This is a genomic window from Mesorhizobium sp. P2_D5 (genome assembly GCF_056404355.1).
In genome coordinates this window covers 171,231-186,493 of sequence record NZ_JBFUEE010000001.1, presented here as the reverse complement: position 1 = coordinate 186,493, position 15,263 = coordinate 171,231, and the positions used below count along the sequence as shown (strand labels likewise).

General features: G+C 64.6%; 15 protein-coding genes. 8 read left to right on the top strand and 7 right to left on the bottom strand.

What is annotated here, in order from left to right:
* Window positions 1-10: 10 nt before the first annotated feature.
* Window positions 11-1,054, bottom strand: a complete 1,044-nt coding sequence (gene holA, locus AC1DYW_RS00865) for a DNA polymerase III subunit delta (protein ID WP_095083892.1) — start codon at window positions 1,052-1,054, stop codon at window positions 11-13.
* 346 nt (window positions 1,055-1,400) lie between these two features.
* Between holA and AC1DYW_RS00860 the strand changes: the two genes are divergently transcribed.
* From AC1DYW_RS00860 to lpdA, 4 genes are all read left to right on the top strand, one after another.
* Window positions 1,401-2,633 carry a thiamine pyrophosphate-dependent enzyme gene (locus AC1DYW_RS00860; protein ID WP_477224795.1) on the top strand — a complete coding sequence of 411 codons (1,233 nt, stop codon included), beginning with the start codon at window positions 1,401-1,403 and terminating at the stop codon, window positions 2,631-2,633.
* 2 nt (window positions 2,634-2,635) lie between these two features.
* On the top strand, window positions 2,636-3,649 hold the full coding sequence (locus tag AC1DYW_RS00855) for an alpha-ketoacid dehydrogenase subunit beta (RefSeq protein WP_095083894.1): 1,014 nt from the start codon (window positions 2,636-2,638) through the stop codon (window positions 3,647-3,649).
* 1 nt (window position 3,650) lies between these two features.
* A complete protein-coding gene (locus AC1DYW_RS00850; protein WP_477224794.1) occupies window positions 3,651-4,970 on the top strand; it encodes a dihydrolipoamide acetyltransferase family protein in 1,320 nt (439 codons plus the stop codon).
* Between the two features lie 287 nt (window positions 4,971-5,257).
* Window positions 5,258-6,649: a dihydrolipoyl dehydrogenase gene (gene lpdA / locus AC1DYW_RS00845; protein ID WP_477224793.1), complete on the top strand. Its 1,392-nt coding sequence runs from the start codon at window positions 5,258-5,260 to the stop codon at window positions 6,647-6,649.
* A gap of 172 nt (window positions 6,650-6,821) precedes the next feature.
* Here lpdA and AC1DYW_RS00840 read toward each other — a convergent pair whose 3' ends face one another.
* Window positions 6,822-7,925: a saccharopine dehydrogenase family protein gene (locus tag AC1DYW_RS00840; protein WP_477224792.1), complete on the bottom strand. Its 1,104-nt coding sequence runs from the start codon at window positions 7,923-7,925 to the stop codon at window positions 6,822-6,824.
* Between the two features lie 181 nt (window positions 7,926-8,106).
* Here AC1DYW_RS00840 and AC1DYW_RS00835 point away from each other — a divergent pair, with 181 nt between their 5' ends.
* Window positions 8,107-8,535 (top strand): Lrp/AsnC family transcriptional regulator, encoded by a 429-nt coding sequence (locus AC1DYW_RS00835; protein ID WP_477224791.1) that lies wholly within the window; start codon window positions 8,107-8,109, stop codon window positions 8,533-8,535.
* 22 nt (window positions 8,536-8,557) lie between these two features.
* Here the strand turns inward: AC1DYW_RS00835 and AC1DYW_RS00830 are convergent, their stop codons facing one another.
* The 4 genes from AC1DYW_RS00830 to AC1DYW_RS00815 form a co-directional block, all read right to left on the bottom strand.
* The gene (locus AC1DYW_RS00830) at window positions 8,558-9,928 is read right to left on the bottom strand and encodes a sensor histidine kinase (RefSeq protein WP_477224790.1); all 1,371 of its coding nucleotides are present in this window, start codon (window positions 9,926-9,928) and stop codon (window positions 8,558-8,560) included.
* A complete protein-coding gene (locus tag AC1DYW_RS00825) occupies window positions 9,925-10,602 on the bottom strand; it encodes a winged helix-turn-helix domain-containing protein (protein ID WP_477224789.1) in 678 nt (225 codons plus the stop codon). The genes AC1DYW_RS00830 and AC1DYW_RS00825 overlap by 4 nt, the downstream gene beginning before the upstream one ends.
* 281 nt (window positions 10,603-10,883) lie before the next feature.
* Window positions 10,884-11,681: a COG4705 family protein gene (locus AC1DYW_RS00820; protein ID WP_477224788.1), complete on the bottom strand. Its 798-nt coding sequence runs from the start codon at window positions 11,679-11,681 to the stop codon at window positions 10,884-10,886.
* 32 nt (window positions 11,682-11,713) lie between these two features.
* Window positions 11,714-11,971: a hypothetical protein gene (locus AC1DYW_RS00815; protein WP_477224787.1), complete on the bottom strand. Its 258-nt coding sequence runs from the start codon at window positions 11,969-11,971 to the stop codon at window positions 11,714-11,716.
* Between the two features lie 270 nt (window positions 11,972-12,241).
* Here AC1DYW_RS00815 and AC1DYW_RS00810 point away from each other — a divergent pair, with 270 nt between their 5' ends.
* Window positions 12,242-12,877 carry a methyltransferase family protein gene (locus AC1DYW_RS00810; protein WP_477224786.1) on the top strand — a complete coding sequence of 212 codons (636 nt, stop codon included), beginning with the start codon at window positions 12,242-12,244 and terminating at the stop codon, window positions 12,875-12,877.
* A 36-nt stretch (window positions 12,878-12,913) separates the two neighbouring features.
* Here AC1DYW_RS00810 and AC1DYW_RS00805 read toward each other — a convergent pair whose 3' ends face one another.
* Window positions 12,914-13,402, bottom strand: a complete 489-nt coding sequence (locus tag AC1DYW_RS00805; RefSeq protein WP_477224785.1) for a hypothetical protein — start codon at window positions 13,400-13,402, stop codon at window positions 12,914-12,916.
* A 220-nt stretch (window positions 13,403-13,622) separates the two neighbouring features.
* On the opposite strand from AC1DYW_RS00805, the gene AC1DYW_RS00800 reads away from it, so the two are divergent.
* Both AC1DYW_RS00800 and AC1DYW_RS00795 read left to right on the top strand, forming a co-directional pair.
* On the top strand, window positions 13,623-13,988 hold the full coding sequence (locus AC1DYW_RS00800) for a RidA family protein (protein WP_027047560.1): 366 nt from the start codon (window positions 13,623-13,625) through the stop codon (window positions 13,986-13,988).
* A gap of 38 nt (window positions 13,989-14,026) precedes the next feature.
* Entirely contained in the window at window positions 14,027-15,262 is a 1,236-nt protein-coding gene (locus tag AC1DYW_RS00795; protein WP_477224784.1) for an amidohydrolase/deacetylase family metallohydrolase, read from the top strand.
* The last annotated feature ends 1 nt before the right edge of the window (window position 15,263 follow it).

The following is a 15,263-nucleotide window of genomic DNA, read 5'->3' as shown; positions in this document are numbered from 1 at the left end:
AGTCCCAAAACTACCGCTGCGCCAGCCGGCTGCTTTCCACCGCAATGCCAAGCAGTGCCTGCCGCGCCAGCGCGACGGAGAGATCCGGGCGCCGCCGCGTCTGCAGCACAGCGGTCTGCAGCCGGGTCAGCGCGCGACCGAGGGCTTCGCTGCTCCAGCGCTCCAGCGCTTTCTCCACCAGCTTGCGCCGCGAGAAAAACACCGGCGGGCGGGCCGCGGCAACGACCGAGGCGGCGTTGCGGCCAGCAGACTCCATCTGGCCACGCATGGCCTGGATCGCCTGCAACTGCCGCATCGTCGAGGACAGCACCAAGAATGGCTGGCCGCCGGACTGGCAATGGCGGGTGAAGGCGGTGTCGAAGTCGCCGACCTTACCTTCGAGCAGTGCGTCGACGGCGTCATCGAAAGAGGCGCCGGACACGTCACCCGACATCGCCCTGACCTCTTCCAGCCCGATCTCCTTCTGGCCATGGGCGTAGAGGATGAGCTTTTCGATCTCGCCGCGCGAGGCCAGCCGGTCGCCGCCGAGGTTGCGGCGCAGCGCCTGTCTAGCTTCCAGCGTCATCGACATGCCGGCCTTGCGCAATTCGTCGTCGATGACGGCATCGATGTCGCGGGCCTCGTCGGCATAGCAGGGCAGCGCCATGGCAATGTCCGCCGCCTCGACCACGGCACGCAGCCCCACGCCCTTCTTGAGATCGCCGGCCTCGATCAGGATGATGGCGTCGCGGGGCGGCTCCGCGGTCAGCGCCTTGACGTCATCGGCCAACGCCTTCTGGCCGCTGGCGTTGCGCACCCACAAAAGCCGCCGGTCGGAAAACATCGGCACGGTGCGCGCCTCGTCGAGCAGCCGGCCCTCGTCGCGGTCAACCTCCGAGCCGTCCAGCCTGACCACCGAGAATGGATCGTCGAGCGGCAGGCCGGTCTTCTCGGCAAAGGCCTTGGCGCGCTCGGCGACGAGCCCTCGATCGGGGCCGTAAAGCAGGACGATCGAGATGCGCTGGTCCGGACGGGCCAGCCAGGAATCGACCTCGAAAGCTTTCTTCTGTGCCATGGGGGGTGGTTAGCATGATGCAGGGGCGGAGTGAACGGTTTCCAGCTTGGGTTCCTCGCCCCACAAAAGTGGGGGAGAGGAACCCAAGTCTTGCCACCAATCACCTTATCTGACCGGAGCATTGCCCAATCTTGCCCCTAATTGCGCGCCGCTGCCCAACATCGACAAGAAATTTCGCGGACATATCTTCATGTTGTGCCGGGGAGGCTGGATCTTGGATCGAGGCCCGAAAGGCCTGCCCCGTCGAATTCGCACTGGTCTGGTGGCGCAGATATGCAAATATCCTTGGCCGGGGAAGTTTGGGCCAGGGAAATTTGGGGCCAGGCAACGTTGGAGGACAAAGGTCATGGCCGATGCTGGGATGTTGCGTTTTCACGTTCCGGAACCGGAAGTGCGGCCGGGCGGAACGCCTGACTTCTCCAACGTGCCCATCCCCAAGGCCGGCTCGGTGCCGCGCCCGGACATCGATGTCGATCCGCGCACCATCCGCGATTACGCCTTCTCGATTATCCGCGTGCTGAACCGCAATGGCGAAGCCGTCGGCCCTTGGGCCGGGCTGCTTTCCAGCGACGAGCTTCTGGCCGGCCTGCGTCACATGATGACGCTGCGGACCTTCGATGCGCGCATGCAGATGGCGCAGCGCCAGGGCAAGACGTCGTTCTACATGCAGCATCTGGGCGAGGAGGCGGTGGCCTGCGCCTTCCGCAAGGCACTGGCGCCCGGCGACATGAATTTTCCGACCTATCGGCAGGCAGGGCTGCTCATCGCCGACGGCTATCCGATGGTCACGATGATGAACCAGATTTACTCCAACGAAGCCGACCCGCTGAAGGGCCGGCAGTTGCCGATCATGTATTCGTCGAAGGAGCACGGCTTCTTCTCGATCTCCGGAAATCTGGCGACGCAGTATATCCAGGCGGTCGGCTGGGCGATGGCCTCGGCGATCTCGAACGATTCGAAGATCGCCGCCGCCTGGATCGGCGACGGCTCGACGGCAGAATCCGACTTCCATTCGGCGCTGGTGTTCGCCTCCACCTACAAGGCGCCCGTGGTGCTCAATGTTGTCAACAACCAATGGGCGATCTCGACCTTCCAGGGCATCGCCCGCGGCGGCTCGGGCACCTTTGCCGCCCGCGGCCTCGGCTTCGGCATTCCGTCGCTGCGCGTCGACGGCAATGACTATCTCGCCGTCCATGCGGTGGCCAAATGGGCGGCCGAGCGGGCGCGGAGCAATCTCGGGCCGACGCTGGTCGAATATGTCACCTACCGCGCCGGCGCGCATTCGAGCTCGGACGATCCTTCGGCCTACCGGCCAAAGACCGAATCCGACGCCTGGCCGCTCGGCGACCCGATCGTGCGGCTGAAGAACCACCTCATCCAGCTCGGTGTCTGGTCGGACGAGCGACATGCGCAGGCCGAGGCGGAAATCCTCGACACGGTGATCGCGGCGCAGAAGGAAGCCGAGAGCCACGGCACGCTGCATGCCGGCGGCAAGCCGTCGACGCGCGACATGTTCGAGGGGCTCTATGCCGAGATGCCGCCGCATCTGCGGCGCCAGCGCCAGCAGGCGGGGGTCTGACCATGCCAAGACGGACCATGATCGAGGCGATCCGCGACGCCATGGATGTGTCGATGGGACGCGACGACAAAGTCGTCGTGTTTGGCGAGGATGTCGGCTTCTTCGGCGGCGTCTTCCGCTGCACGCAAGGCCTGCAGGCCAAATACGGCAAGAGCCGCTGCTTCGATGCGCCTATCAACGAATCGGGCATTGTCGGCTCGGCCATCGGCATGGCCGCCTACGGGCTGAAGCCATGCGTGGAAATTCAGTTTGCCGACTACATGTATCCGGCCTACGACCAGCTGACCCAGGAAGCGGCACGGCTGCGTTACCGCTCGAACGGGGATTTCACCTGCCCGATCGTGGTGCGCATGCCGACCGGCGGCGGCATCTTTGGCGGCCAGACGCATAGCCAGAGCCCGGAAGCGCTGTTCACCCATGTGTCGGGGCTGAAGACAGTGGTGCCATCCAACCCGCATGACGCCAAGGGGCTGCTGATAGCGGCGATCGAGGATCCCGATCCGGTGATCTTCCTCGAACCGAAGCGGCTCTACAACGGGCCGTTCGACGGCCATCATGACCGGCCGGTGACGCCCTGGTCGAAGCATGAGCTGGGTGAGGTCGCCGACGGCCACTACACGGTGCCGCTCGGCAAGGCGGCGATCCGCCGGCCGGGCTCGGCGGTCACGGTGCTTGCTTACGGCACCATGGTCTATGTCGCGCAGGCAGCCGTCGCGGAGACCGGTATCGATGCCGAGATCATCGATCTCCGCACACTTTTGCCGCTCGACCTCGACGCAATCGTCGCTTCGGTCAAGAAGACCGGGCGCTGCGTCATCGTGCATGAGGCGACGCTGACCTCCGGATTCGGCGCCGAGCTGTCGGCGCTGGTGCAGGAAAACTGCTTCTACCATCTGGAGGCGCCGGTGGCGCGGGTCGCCGGCTGGGACACGCCCTACCCGCATGCCCAGGAGTGGGACTATTTCCCCGGTCCGGCGCGCGTCGGCCGGGCGCTGCTGGAAACCATGGGAGCTTAAGATGGGCGAACACATCATCAAGTTGCCCGATGTCGGCGAAGGCGTCGCCGAGGCAGAGCTCGTCGAATGGCACGTCAAGATCGGCGATATCGTGCGCGAGGACACCGTGCTTGCCGCGGTGATGACCGACAAGGCGACGGTCGAGATCCCGTCGCCGGTCGATGGCGAGATCCTTTGGCTCGGCGCCGAGATCGGCGACACGGTGGCGATCGGTTCGCCCATCGTGCGGCTGAAGGTGGCGGGCGAGGGCAATGTGAAGCCGCAGGGCGGCGACGTTGAAGTGGTGGCAGCCGAGCCGCCGGCGAAGCTGCCGACCCCGAAGCCCGAAACTCCCGCGCCAGCCGTGAAGGCGCCGCCAAAGGCGGGTGGGACCGACATGAAACCTGCCCCCGCCGTCTCGAAAAGCCCGCGGCCTTCCGTTTCTGGCGCACCGCGGCCGGAGGGCGAAAGGCCGCTGGCCTCGCCGGCGGTCCGCCTGCGGGCAAAGGAGGCCGGCATCGATCTCAGGCAAGTTGCCGGAAGCGGTCCGGCCGGCCGCATCGGCCACGAGGACATCGAAGCTTTCCTGACGCGCGGACCCCAGGTTGCGAAAACATCAGGCCTCGCCCGCAACGATGCCGTCGAGGACATCAAGGTGGTGGGGCTGCGGCGCAAGATCGCCGAGAAGATGACGCTGTCGAAATCGCGCATCCCGCACATCACCTATGTCGAGGAGATCGACGTCACCGCACTGGAGGAATTGCGCGCGGCGCTCAACAAGGAAAAGCGCGCGGGCAAGGCGGAACGGCCGAAGCTGACGCTGCTGCCGTTCCTGATGCGGGCGATGGTCAAGGCGATAGCAGACCAGCCGAATCTCAATTCGCTGTTCGACGACGAGGCCGGCGTCATCCACCAGCATGGCGGCATCCATATCGGCATAGCCGCGCAGACGCCGTCGGGGCTGGTCGTGCCGGTGGTCAAGCATGCCGAGGCGCGCGACATCTGGGAGTGCGGCGCCGAAGTGATTCGGCTTGCCGAGGCGGCCAAGTCGGGCACGGCGACACGCGACGAGCTGTCCGGCTCGACCATCACCATCACCTCGCTCGGCGCCATGGGCGGCGTGGCGACGACGCCAGTCATCAACCATCCGGAAGTGGCGATCATCGGCGTCAACAAGATGATGGTGCGGCCGGTGTGGGACGGTACCCAATTCATGCCGCGTAAGATGATGAACCTGTCCTCCAGCTTCGATCATCGGGTGATCGACGGCTGGGACGCGGCCGTCTTCATCCAGCGCATCAAGACGCTGCTGGAAACGCCGGCGCTGATTTTTGTGGATTGAGGGTGTGACAATGCCTTCTCAGCGTTTTGCTCCACCTGCCTTGCAGCGTCGCGCTGCCCCTCATTGCCCTACCGGGCATTTCTCCCCGTATAGGGACGGGGAGAAAGACGCTGGCATTGGGGGTTTCGCCAATCGCCAGCATTGCAAAGAAGGCGCCGAGGTCGCGGCGGTCTCCCTTCTCCCCGTCCCTATACGGGGAGAAGGTGCCGGCAGGCGGATGAGGGGCAGCACGACGCCGCCGGATGGACACTGTGGCCGGCAGTTCTTACTGGAAGGATGCAGCTGACATGAAAGAAATCTCCTGCAAGCTGCTCGTCATCGGCGCCGGCCCCGGCGGCTATGTCTGCGCCATCCGTGCCGGCCAGCTCGGCGTCGATACGGTGATCGTCGAGGCCGGCAAGCCGGGCGGCACTTGCCTCAATGTCGGCTGCATCCCCTCCAAGGCACTTATCCATGCGGCGGAGGAGTTCGAGAAGGTGTCGCACATGGCGGGCGGTAACAGCCCGCTCGGCATCTCGGTCACCGCTCCCGTGCTCGATCTTGCCAGGACCGTCGCCTGGAAGGACGGCATCGTCAGCCGGCTCAACAGTGGTGTCGCCGGTCTGCTCAAGAAGGCTGGGGTGAAGACCGTGCAGGGCTGGGCGACGTTCCGCGACGGCAAGACCGTCGCCGTCGAGACCGAGACCGGAGTGCAGGTGATCCGCGCCGAGACGATCGTCATCGCCACTGGTTCGGCGCCGGTCGAGCTGCCGTTCCTGCCGTTCGGCGACACGGTGATTTCGTCCACCGAGGCGCTGGCCCTAAGCGAAGTCCCGAAGAAGCTCGCCGTCGTCGGTGGTGGCTATATCGGGCTCGAACTCGGCATCGCCTTCGCCAAGATGGGCGCTGAGGTGACCGTGGTCGAGGCCTTGCCGCGCGTGCTGGCGCAGTACGATGCCGAGTTGACGCGGCCGGTGGTCAAGCGGCTCGCCGCGCTCGGCATCGAGGTGATGACAGGCGCGAAGGCCAAGGGGAACAAGGGCGGCGCGCTGCTGGTCGAGACATCGGACGGCAAGAGCGCCAAGATTGCCGCCGACAAAATCCTGGTCACCGTCGGCCGAAAGCCCGTGACCGAAGGTTGGGGGCTCGACCAGATCGACCTCGACATGGCGGGAAAGTTCATCCGCATCGACGACCAGTGCCGCACCTCGATGCGTGGCATCTTCGCCATCGGCGACGTCACCGGCGAGCCGATGCTGGCACACCGGGCGATGGCGCAAGGCGAGATGGTCGCCGAGATCCTTGCCGGCCACAAGCGCAGCTGGGACAAGCGCTCAATTCCCGCCGTCTGCTTCACCGATCCCGAGCTGGTGACGGCCGGCCTGTCGCCGGAGGAGGCCAAGGCGGCGGGCGGCGAGATCAAGATCGGCATGTTCCCGTTTGCCGCCAACGGCCGGGCGATGACGAAACTCGGCGAAGACGGTTTCGTCCGTGTCGTTGCCCGCGCCGACAATCATCTGGTGCTCGGCATCCAGGCAGTCGGCCAGGGCGCGTCGGAACTGGCGGCAGCCTTTGGGCTGGCGCTTGAAATGGGCGCAAGGCTGGAGGATATCGCCGGCACCATCCATGCCCATCCGACACAAGGCGAAGGCCTCCAGGAAGCGGCGCTCAAGGCGCTGGGGCACGCGCTGCATATTTGAATGGTGGCTTTCCCTTCTCCCCTTGTGGGAGAAGGTGTCGCCGAAGGCGACGGATGAGGGGTGCTCCGGCGTGGCACCGACAGCTCTCCGTCCAACACCCCTCAACCGTCTCGGCGCTGCGCGCCGATCCACCTTCTCCCGAAAGGGGAGAAGGCAAGAACGGCCCGAAATCTCAGCTTGCGAGCCGGCTCACCATTTCGTGCTGCGCATAGGCGCGGCCAAAACGGTTGGCGAGGAAGGCGTCGAGCGCGATGTCTTCCTGCTTGACGAAACCGGTCGCGGGCAAGGTCCCGTCGGCCAGCATGTCGAGCACGGCGCAGATGCCGGAGGCGGTGGTGATCTGGATGGCGCTGCGCACCACGTCGTCGACGCGCTTGGAATAGATCTTGTTGGCGTAGGTTTCCTGGAGCAGGCGGCCGTTCTTGCGGCCCGAGACGGTGACGAACACGATGACCACGTCCTGCAGCGTCGCCGGCAGGGAGCTTTCAAAAATGTCCTTCAGCACGTCGCGGCGGTGGCGCAGGCCAAGGTCGTTGAGCAGCGCCTTCATGATCGCGGCATGGCCGGGGTAGCGGATGGTGCGGTAGTTCAGCGTGCGCACCTTGCCTTTCAGCGTCTCGGCCAGCGTGCCCAGCCCGCCCGAGGTGTTGAACGCCTCGTAGGTGACGCCGTCGAGCGAGAACTCCTCGCGCTCCTCCAGCGGCGGCACTTCGATCAGCTCGCCCTCGACGATCGCCTCGCAAGGCTCGCAATATTCGTTGATGACGCCGTCGGTGCTCCAGGTCAGATTGTAGTTCAGGGCATTCGACGGATACTGCGGCAGCGCGCCGACGCGCATGCGCACGCTTTCCAGCGAATCGAAGCGGCTGGCGAGATCGTTGGCGACGATCGAGATGAAGCCCGGCGCCAGTCCGCATTGCGGGATGAAGGCGCTCTTGCCCGAAAGCGCCAGCTGCTTGACCCGCCTGGTGCTGACGACGTCCTCGGTGAGGTCGAGATAGTGCACGCCGGCGTTTGCCGCTGCCTCGGCGATGCGCGTGGTCAGGTGGAAGGGGGCGGCGCTGAGCACCGCGAACTTGCCGGCCAAGGCCGCCTCGAGCGCGCCCGATGCCTCGATGTCGAGTTCCAGCGTGGCAACCGTGCCCGGCAGTTCGGCCGAAGCGAGCTGTGCCGCCGAGCGGTCGACGAGGGTGACGTGGTAGTCACCGGTGGCGGCGAGCATTTCGGCAATGGTCGAACCGATCTTGCCGGCGCCGACAACAACAATTTTCTTCATGAAACGTCCCTCACCCAAAAGCTGAACCTGAGCACATTGTTTTATGCATGTCGTTTGTCCCAAAAGCGCTGTGCACTTCTGGGAGATATGCATCAGAATCGCAGCTTGCCCGTCGAAAGGAAGCGTGGAATTGTTCGAAACGAAACTCTGATTGTGCATTATGCCGGAGGGAATCGTCGAAATGCTCAGTGAAGCCGAACAGGCCCTGCTTTCCCTGCTGCGCGACAATGCGCGTGCCTCGACCGCCGAGCTGGCGCGCAAGCTCGGTGTCTCGCGCACAACGGTGCAGAGCCGGATCGACCGACTGGAGCAGCGCGGCATCATCACCGGCTACGGTGTCCGACTGGCGCCGGACTACGAGCAGGGGCTGGTGCGGGCGCATGTGCTGCTCACCGTGACGCCGAAGCTCGCCGACAAGGTGGTGCGCGGCCTGCAAGCGTTGCCCCCGGTGAGGACACTGCATTCGGTCAGCGGCAATTTCGACATGATCGTCACCGTCGACGCGCCATCGATCCGGGACCTCGATATGCTGCTCGACCAGATCGGCGCCATGGACGGGGTTGAACGCACCTTGTCGTCCATCATCCTGTCGACCCGCATCGACCGCTGATGGGCCCAAGCTGGATCACCGGCTAACTAAATGCCAACGGAAAGCTCACAACCACGGCGAGGCCAGGCCGGCAATCGTCAAGAGTAATCGATGCGCCGTGCAGATCGGCGATGGCCCTGACAAGGCTGAGACCCAGGCCGCTGCCCGGCGTCGACCGGCTGTGGTCAAGCCGGTAGAGCCGCTGGAACACTTTCTCGCGTTCTTCCGGAGGAATGCCGGGTCCATTGTCGGCGACGCTGGCGACAACGCGATCGCCCTGACGCGTAACCGACAGCTTGATGGTCGTGCCGGGCGGGCAATGGCGCAGCGCATTCTCCACCAGATTGGCGAACATCTGCGTTAGCAATTCGCGATCGCCATGGATCCGGTTCGCGGTTTCGTTCAGTTTGGTCGACGACAGCACCTTGCCGTCGTCCTCGGCCACGTCGGTGTAGATCTCGGCGATGGTTTGCAGGATTTCGCCGAGTGCGACATCGGTAAAGCGCGCCCTGCGGGCGCCGGCCTCGATCTGGGCGATGCGCAGCAGCGCATCGAAGGTCTCGTTGATCTGGTGACCCTCGGCGCGCGCCTCGGCCAGATCGTCGGAGACCTCCCGGCCCTGCGCGGCCCCGGCGGCGGCGCCTTCCAGGATCATCTGCAGGCGGTTGAGCGGCGTCTTCAGGTCGTGGGCGATGTCGGCGCTGACCTGTTTCATGCCTTCGACCAAAGCCGACAGCCGGTCGAGCGCCGCATTGACCTGGCGGGAGACGATGTCGATGTCGTCGTCCTTGCCGGTCAGCGGGATGCGGGTATCCAGCCGTCCATGCGAGACGTCCACCATGGTGGCGGCGATGCCGTCGAGCCGGCGCTGGACGCGCGAGGCGAGCAGCGCGCCGCCGGCGACCGCCAGCCCGGTGATGATCAGCGTCGCCCAGCCGAAGCTCATCAGCATGATCGTTTCCAGTTCCTCGGTCTCGGACAGGCTGAAGGCGACCGTCAGATTGTTGCCGCCAATCGAGCCGGAATAGGCACGGTATTCAGCGCCGGGCGGCACGCCGGGTATTTCGGCGTTGAACATCGAGAAGCCGTCGGGAAGTCCAGCTGCCGTGAAATTGCCGGCCTTGCGAACCCCGGCCGCGTCGGTCAGCGAAAACAGCTGTTCCTTCTTCGGGCTGCGCATGGAGTGGCTTTCGATGGTCTCGACAAGCTCCTTGAGATCCTTGTCGGCATAGGTCGCCGCGACGACCGCGTAGGTTTCCTTGATGGTGTCGTCGAGTTGCTCGGCAAGATCGGCGCTCATCATCTGGTAGACGATGGCGCCCGACAGCACGAAGGCGAGCATGAACAGGAAGGCGAACGTCAGGGCGAGCCGGAACGGCGTGCTGCGCAGCAGGCGGGGCCATGCTCCGGTCATGGCGCTGCGTGCAGACTGTAGCCGGTGTTGCGGACGGTGTGGACAAGCTGGGTTTCGAAAGGCTTGTCGATCTTGGCGCGCAGCCGGCTGATATGGGTTTCGACGACGCTGGTCTTGGGGTCGAAATGAAAATCCCAGACGCGCTCCAGAAGCATGGTGCGGGTGATCACGCGTCCTTCGCCGCGCATCAGCACCTCCAGCAGGCTGAACTCCCGCGGCTGCAGGTCGATCGGCTGGCCCTGGCGCGTGACACGGCGCATGATCAGGTCCATTTCGAGGTCGGCAACCCGCAAAACGGTCTTCTGCTCCTGCGCGGCCGGCCGGCGGCCAAGCGCGTTGATGCGGGCGAGAAGCTCGGAAAAGGCAAAGGGCTTGACCAGGTAGTCGTCGCCGCCGGCCTCGAGCCCTTCGACGCGGTCGTCGACGCCGCCGACGGAGGTGAGGAAGATCGCCGGCGTGCGCACGCCTGCGGCGCGCACCGCCTTGATCATCGACAGGCCGTCGAGATCCGGGATCATGCGATCGGCTATGATCACGTCATAGCTGCCGCTGGTCGCCGCGAAGAGCGCGTCGTGGCCGTTGCGCAGCAGGTCACACACATGGCCGGCCTCGGTTAATCCCCGGACGATGTAATCGGCCGTCCTGTGGTCGTCCTCGACAAGCAGAAGTCGCATGGCTGTTCCGGTCTGTGGCCGATTTCGGTGAGAGGCTAGCACCGGCATGGGCCCGTTCCTAGGATGTCGCGAGGCTGCTTCCATACCGCGCCGCCAAATCGATGCAGCGGTACGGAATTCTGCTCCGCTGCATCCTTCGGCCAATCTCGCGGCATGGATCCTCGGGTCTGCGCTGCGTCGCTGCGCTCCTTGCTCCGCCCGTGGATGACGAAGCGATGGGCGTTCCGGCTGATCGCCCAGGTATGTGGACCGTCAATGCAAGCGACCCGACAAGACCACGCCTAGTCCGATTCCAGCAGGATTTCGTCGGCCTCGTCGGCGGTTTTCTTGAGCGTCATGTAGAGAACGAGACCAATGATGCTGCCAAGGAAGATCAGGCTGGTGAAAATGGTGCCGAAACCCAGGCCGCCATATTCGACTGGCTGCGACAAGAGATCGCCGAAGGAGGCGCCAAGCGGCCGTGTCAGGATATAGGCGAGCCAGAAGGCCAGGATGCCGTCGAGATGAAGCAGGTACCAGGCAAGCGCGATGAGCGCGATGACGCCGCCGAACAGCAGGCCTGACGTCAGGTAGCCCATGTCGAAGCTCTCGGCGACAAGGTCGCCGGCGGCGGTGCCGAGCGAGAAGGTGAACAGGATCGCCAGCCAGTAAAAGATCTCGCGCCTGGTGGTGACGATGGTGTGGATCGACAGCGTTCGCTCGCTGGCGTACCACACGGCGAATGTCGCGGCGAGCGCCACCGAGAAGGCGATGGTCGTCGTCTGCAGGCGTACGCCGAAATTGTCGACCAGATTGTCTGTAATCAGCGTGCCGACGATGCTGATCAGCACCACCGCCAGCCAGTAGGCCCAGGGCACGTAGCGCTTCTGCGCGAACTGCAGGACAAGGGCGACGACCAGGATGCCGGTCATGACCAGCGAGGTGACGGTCAGGCCGAGGCCGAGGTTGACGGCGAGATAGTCGGCCGCCGTTTCTCCCATGGTCACCGCCATCAGCTTGATCAGCCAGAAATCGACCGTGACCTCCGGGACCCTGTTGTGGCTGGGAACTGCGGGATTTGGCGTAGTGGGAGAAAGCATGGCGGACGTCCTGCGGCTGGTGGTTCGCGGCACTATTTGCCCATGACCTTCATGGCCTGGGCGAAGAACTCGTCGGCGCGCTTGTCGTCGTCGGCGTTGCAGCGTTCGATGCCCGTGGCCTCCAGTTCCGAAACCTTCGCCTTGGCCGCGGCGCTGAGCGTGGCCGCCGCCTCCGCCGCACGAAGGGTCTTCAGCGTATCCTCGCAAGGCGCGGTGGCGGCAAACACGGAGGAAACCGGACTGGACAAGGCGAGGGTGACCAGTGCGATGGCTAGCGCAAATCGTCTCATGAGATGTTTCCCTGTTTGATGCCGGTTGCGGCAATTGAATTCGGCCCGGTGGTGGCCGATCCGACACCAGCACAGTAGGGAAGCGAGTTCACGCTCGCCTGTCCGGCGGCTTACAAATTCGTAAGAATGGGCTGGGGCCGCGCGAAAAACCTTTACGAACGCCTCGCGGTGCGCTGATAGAAGGCTGGCGCCTTGCATCCGCCATCAATGGGGTGACCCAGTGTCCCCCGGCTTGCCGAACGCGCGCTTGCCAGCGCTCCAGGAAACACGATGACCTACGCTACCCTGAAACCGGTTTCACGGGCCTTCAACCAACGCAAGCGGCTGATCTTCGTGCGGGTGGCGGCGGTGCTGGCGGTGCTGCTTCTGTTTCTCACCAAACCGGCGCTCAGCGAGGGCTCGAACGGGCACGAGACGCTCGAACTGTTCGGCTTCAGCCTAGTGCTGGTCTGCGTCGCCGGACGGCTGTGGAGCATCCTCTACGTCGGCGGCAAGAAGAACGAGGAACTGGTCTCGACGGGACCGTTTTCGATAACCCAGAATCCGCTCTACTTCTTCTCGACGGTCGGCGCGGTCGGCGTCGGATTGCTCTACGGCTCGTTGCTGGCGGCCGTCGCGCTTGGCCTTGCCAGCTTTTTCATCTTCCGCGTCACGGCACGCAAGGAAGCCGGATTTTTGCTCGGCAAGTTTGGACCGACTTACCTTGCCTATGTCAAGAACACGCCCCGGTTCTGGCCAAATCCGCTTCTGTATCACGACCATGACCAGATGCAGTTCTCGACCCAGGCGCTCAAGCGCACGTTCTATGACGGGCTCTATTTCCTCGCCATCTTCCCGGCCATCGAATTGGTCGAGCATTTCCGGGCGACCGGCCTGCTGTTCCCGGCCTTCGTCACGATCTACTGATCAGCGGCGCAGCGCCGCATCGCGGCTCAGCCAGCGCTACGAGTTGCCCAGCGGATGCGGCATGTAGCCGACGAAACCCGCGATCTTCCAGCTTCCCTCGACCTTGGTGCAGAAATACAGCGTCTGCCATTTCAGCCTGTCGACGCTGCCGTCCGCCTTGGCGACGGAACCGTCGAATTTCTTGTGCAGCACGGCGCGGTCGCCGTCGACATCGATGTCGCGCATGTTGGTGACGCGAAACAGCGCCTCGCGCAGCGGCTCGGCGAATTTCGTCGCCGCGGTCTCCCTGGCCTGGCGCAGCCACTCGTCGCGATAGACCTCCAGCCGCGGGAACTGCAGCCGCCAGGCGTCGGCATTGCCGAGGAAATGCGCATGCATGCCGAAGAAGCTCGAGGCCACGAAATCATCCTCGACCATCGACCAGTCCTGGCCGATGAAGGCGTCGATGTCGCGCCGCACCAGCATTTCCCAGAGCGCATGGCGATCGGCATCGCCGGCCGGAAACGGGTTCTTGTCGTAGGTCATTTTTCACTGTCTCCGGTCTCGCAAGTGCGTCTATTGTCGCGGCTTCAAAGCAGCGTGGTGGCGCGCACGATGCAAGCGCTTCTGTAATAAAGCAACATGGATTCCGTGAAAATGTTGCTTTCCAACAGAACCCCTATGAGGATCGCCCCGATCGCGATAAATGTCGATCGAAGCGAGCGCTCCACATGGCGCTCCGTCACGCATCAGAGGAGGCCGCCCCTTGCCGAAGCAGACTTTTGGAACGTCGCATGTGCCGCTGTCGCCGGCAGTGCGCGCCGGCGATTTCGTCTATGTCTCGGGCCAGGTTCCGGTCGGCAGCGATGGCATCGTGGTCAAGGGCGGCATAACGGAACAGACCGAACAGGTGCTCGCCAATGTGAAGGCAGCACTTGCGCTGGCCGGCTGCACCCTGGACGATGTCGTCAAGACCACGGTCTGGCTTGAGGATGCGCGCGATTTCGGCGCCTTCAACGCAGTCTATGCCAGGCATTTCCCGAAGAACCCGCCGGCCCGCACCACGGTCGAGTCGCGGCTGATGATCGACATCAAGATCGAAGTCGAGGCGGTCGCCTACCGGCCGGTTTAAGTCCCGAGGCGGCAGACAAAGAGACGGAGGTTACCTCAATGCAATTCGACCTCCTGCTGAAGGGCGGAGTGCTGATCGACCCGGCATCCAGGCTCGATGCGCCGCGCGATGTCGCCATCGCCAATGGTCGCATTGCCGCGGTCGATGTCGATATCCCGGCCGACCGCGCCGCGCAGATCGTCGATGCCGCCGGCTGCATCGTCACTCCCGGCCTCGTCGACCTGCATAGCCACGTCTATTGGGGCGGCACGTCGCTCGGCGTCGATGCCGACCGACTGGCCGCCAAAAGCGGAACCACCACCTTCATCGATGCGGGCAGTGCGGGCGCGGGCAATTTCCTAGGCTTCCGCCGCCATGTCATGGAGCGCTCGAAGCTGCGCATCCTGGCCTATGTCAACATTTCCTTTGCCGGCATCTTCGGCTTCTCGCAGACGGTGTCGGTCGGCGAGTGCAGCGATCTCAGGCTGTGCGAGCCGCGCGAGGTCGTGGCCGCGGCACGCGAACACCGCGATGTCGTGGTGGGCGTGAAAGTTCGCTCCGGCCGCCATGCCGGTGGCACCAGTGGCATCGCCCCGGTCGACCTGGCGCTGGAGGCCGCCGACCTGGCCGGCCTGCCGCTGATGGCGCATATCGACGAGCCGCCGCCCGGCCGCTCGGAAGTGCTGCCGCGCCTGCGCAAGGGCGACATCCTCACCCACTGCTTCCGGCCGTTCCCCAACGCGCCGGTGTTTGCCTCCGGCGCGGTGCGGCCGGACATGCGGCTGGCGCGCGAGCGCGGCGTCATCTTCGACCTTGGCCATGGCATGGGTTCGTTCGATTTCGCGGTCGCGCGGGCCATGCTCGAGGAGGGACTGGCGCCCGACGTGATCAGCAGCGACGTCCATCTCTACTGCGTCGACGGGCCGGCCTTCGACATCCTGGTCTGCATGTCGAAGCTTTTGGCGCTCGGTATGCCGCTGGTCGAGGTTCTACGCGCGGCGACACAAGCCCCGGCGCAGGCGATTGCCAGGCCTGACCTCGGCACGCTGACGGTCGGCACCGTCGGCGACGTCGCCGTGCTGCGGCAGCGCCCAGGTCGCTTTACCTTTGTCGACGCGGTCGGCGCCTCGCTGGTCGCCGACCAGCGGCTGGTGTGCGAAGGCATCGCCATCGGCGGCACCTGGTGGCCGAACGAGGCGGTCAACGATGCCAGCGAGACCGAGCGTTTCGAGGCGCATCCCACGCATACGCATGTCGAAGTGGCGTCGCGGCACTTTGGGCATCGGCACGAGTGAT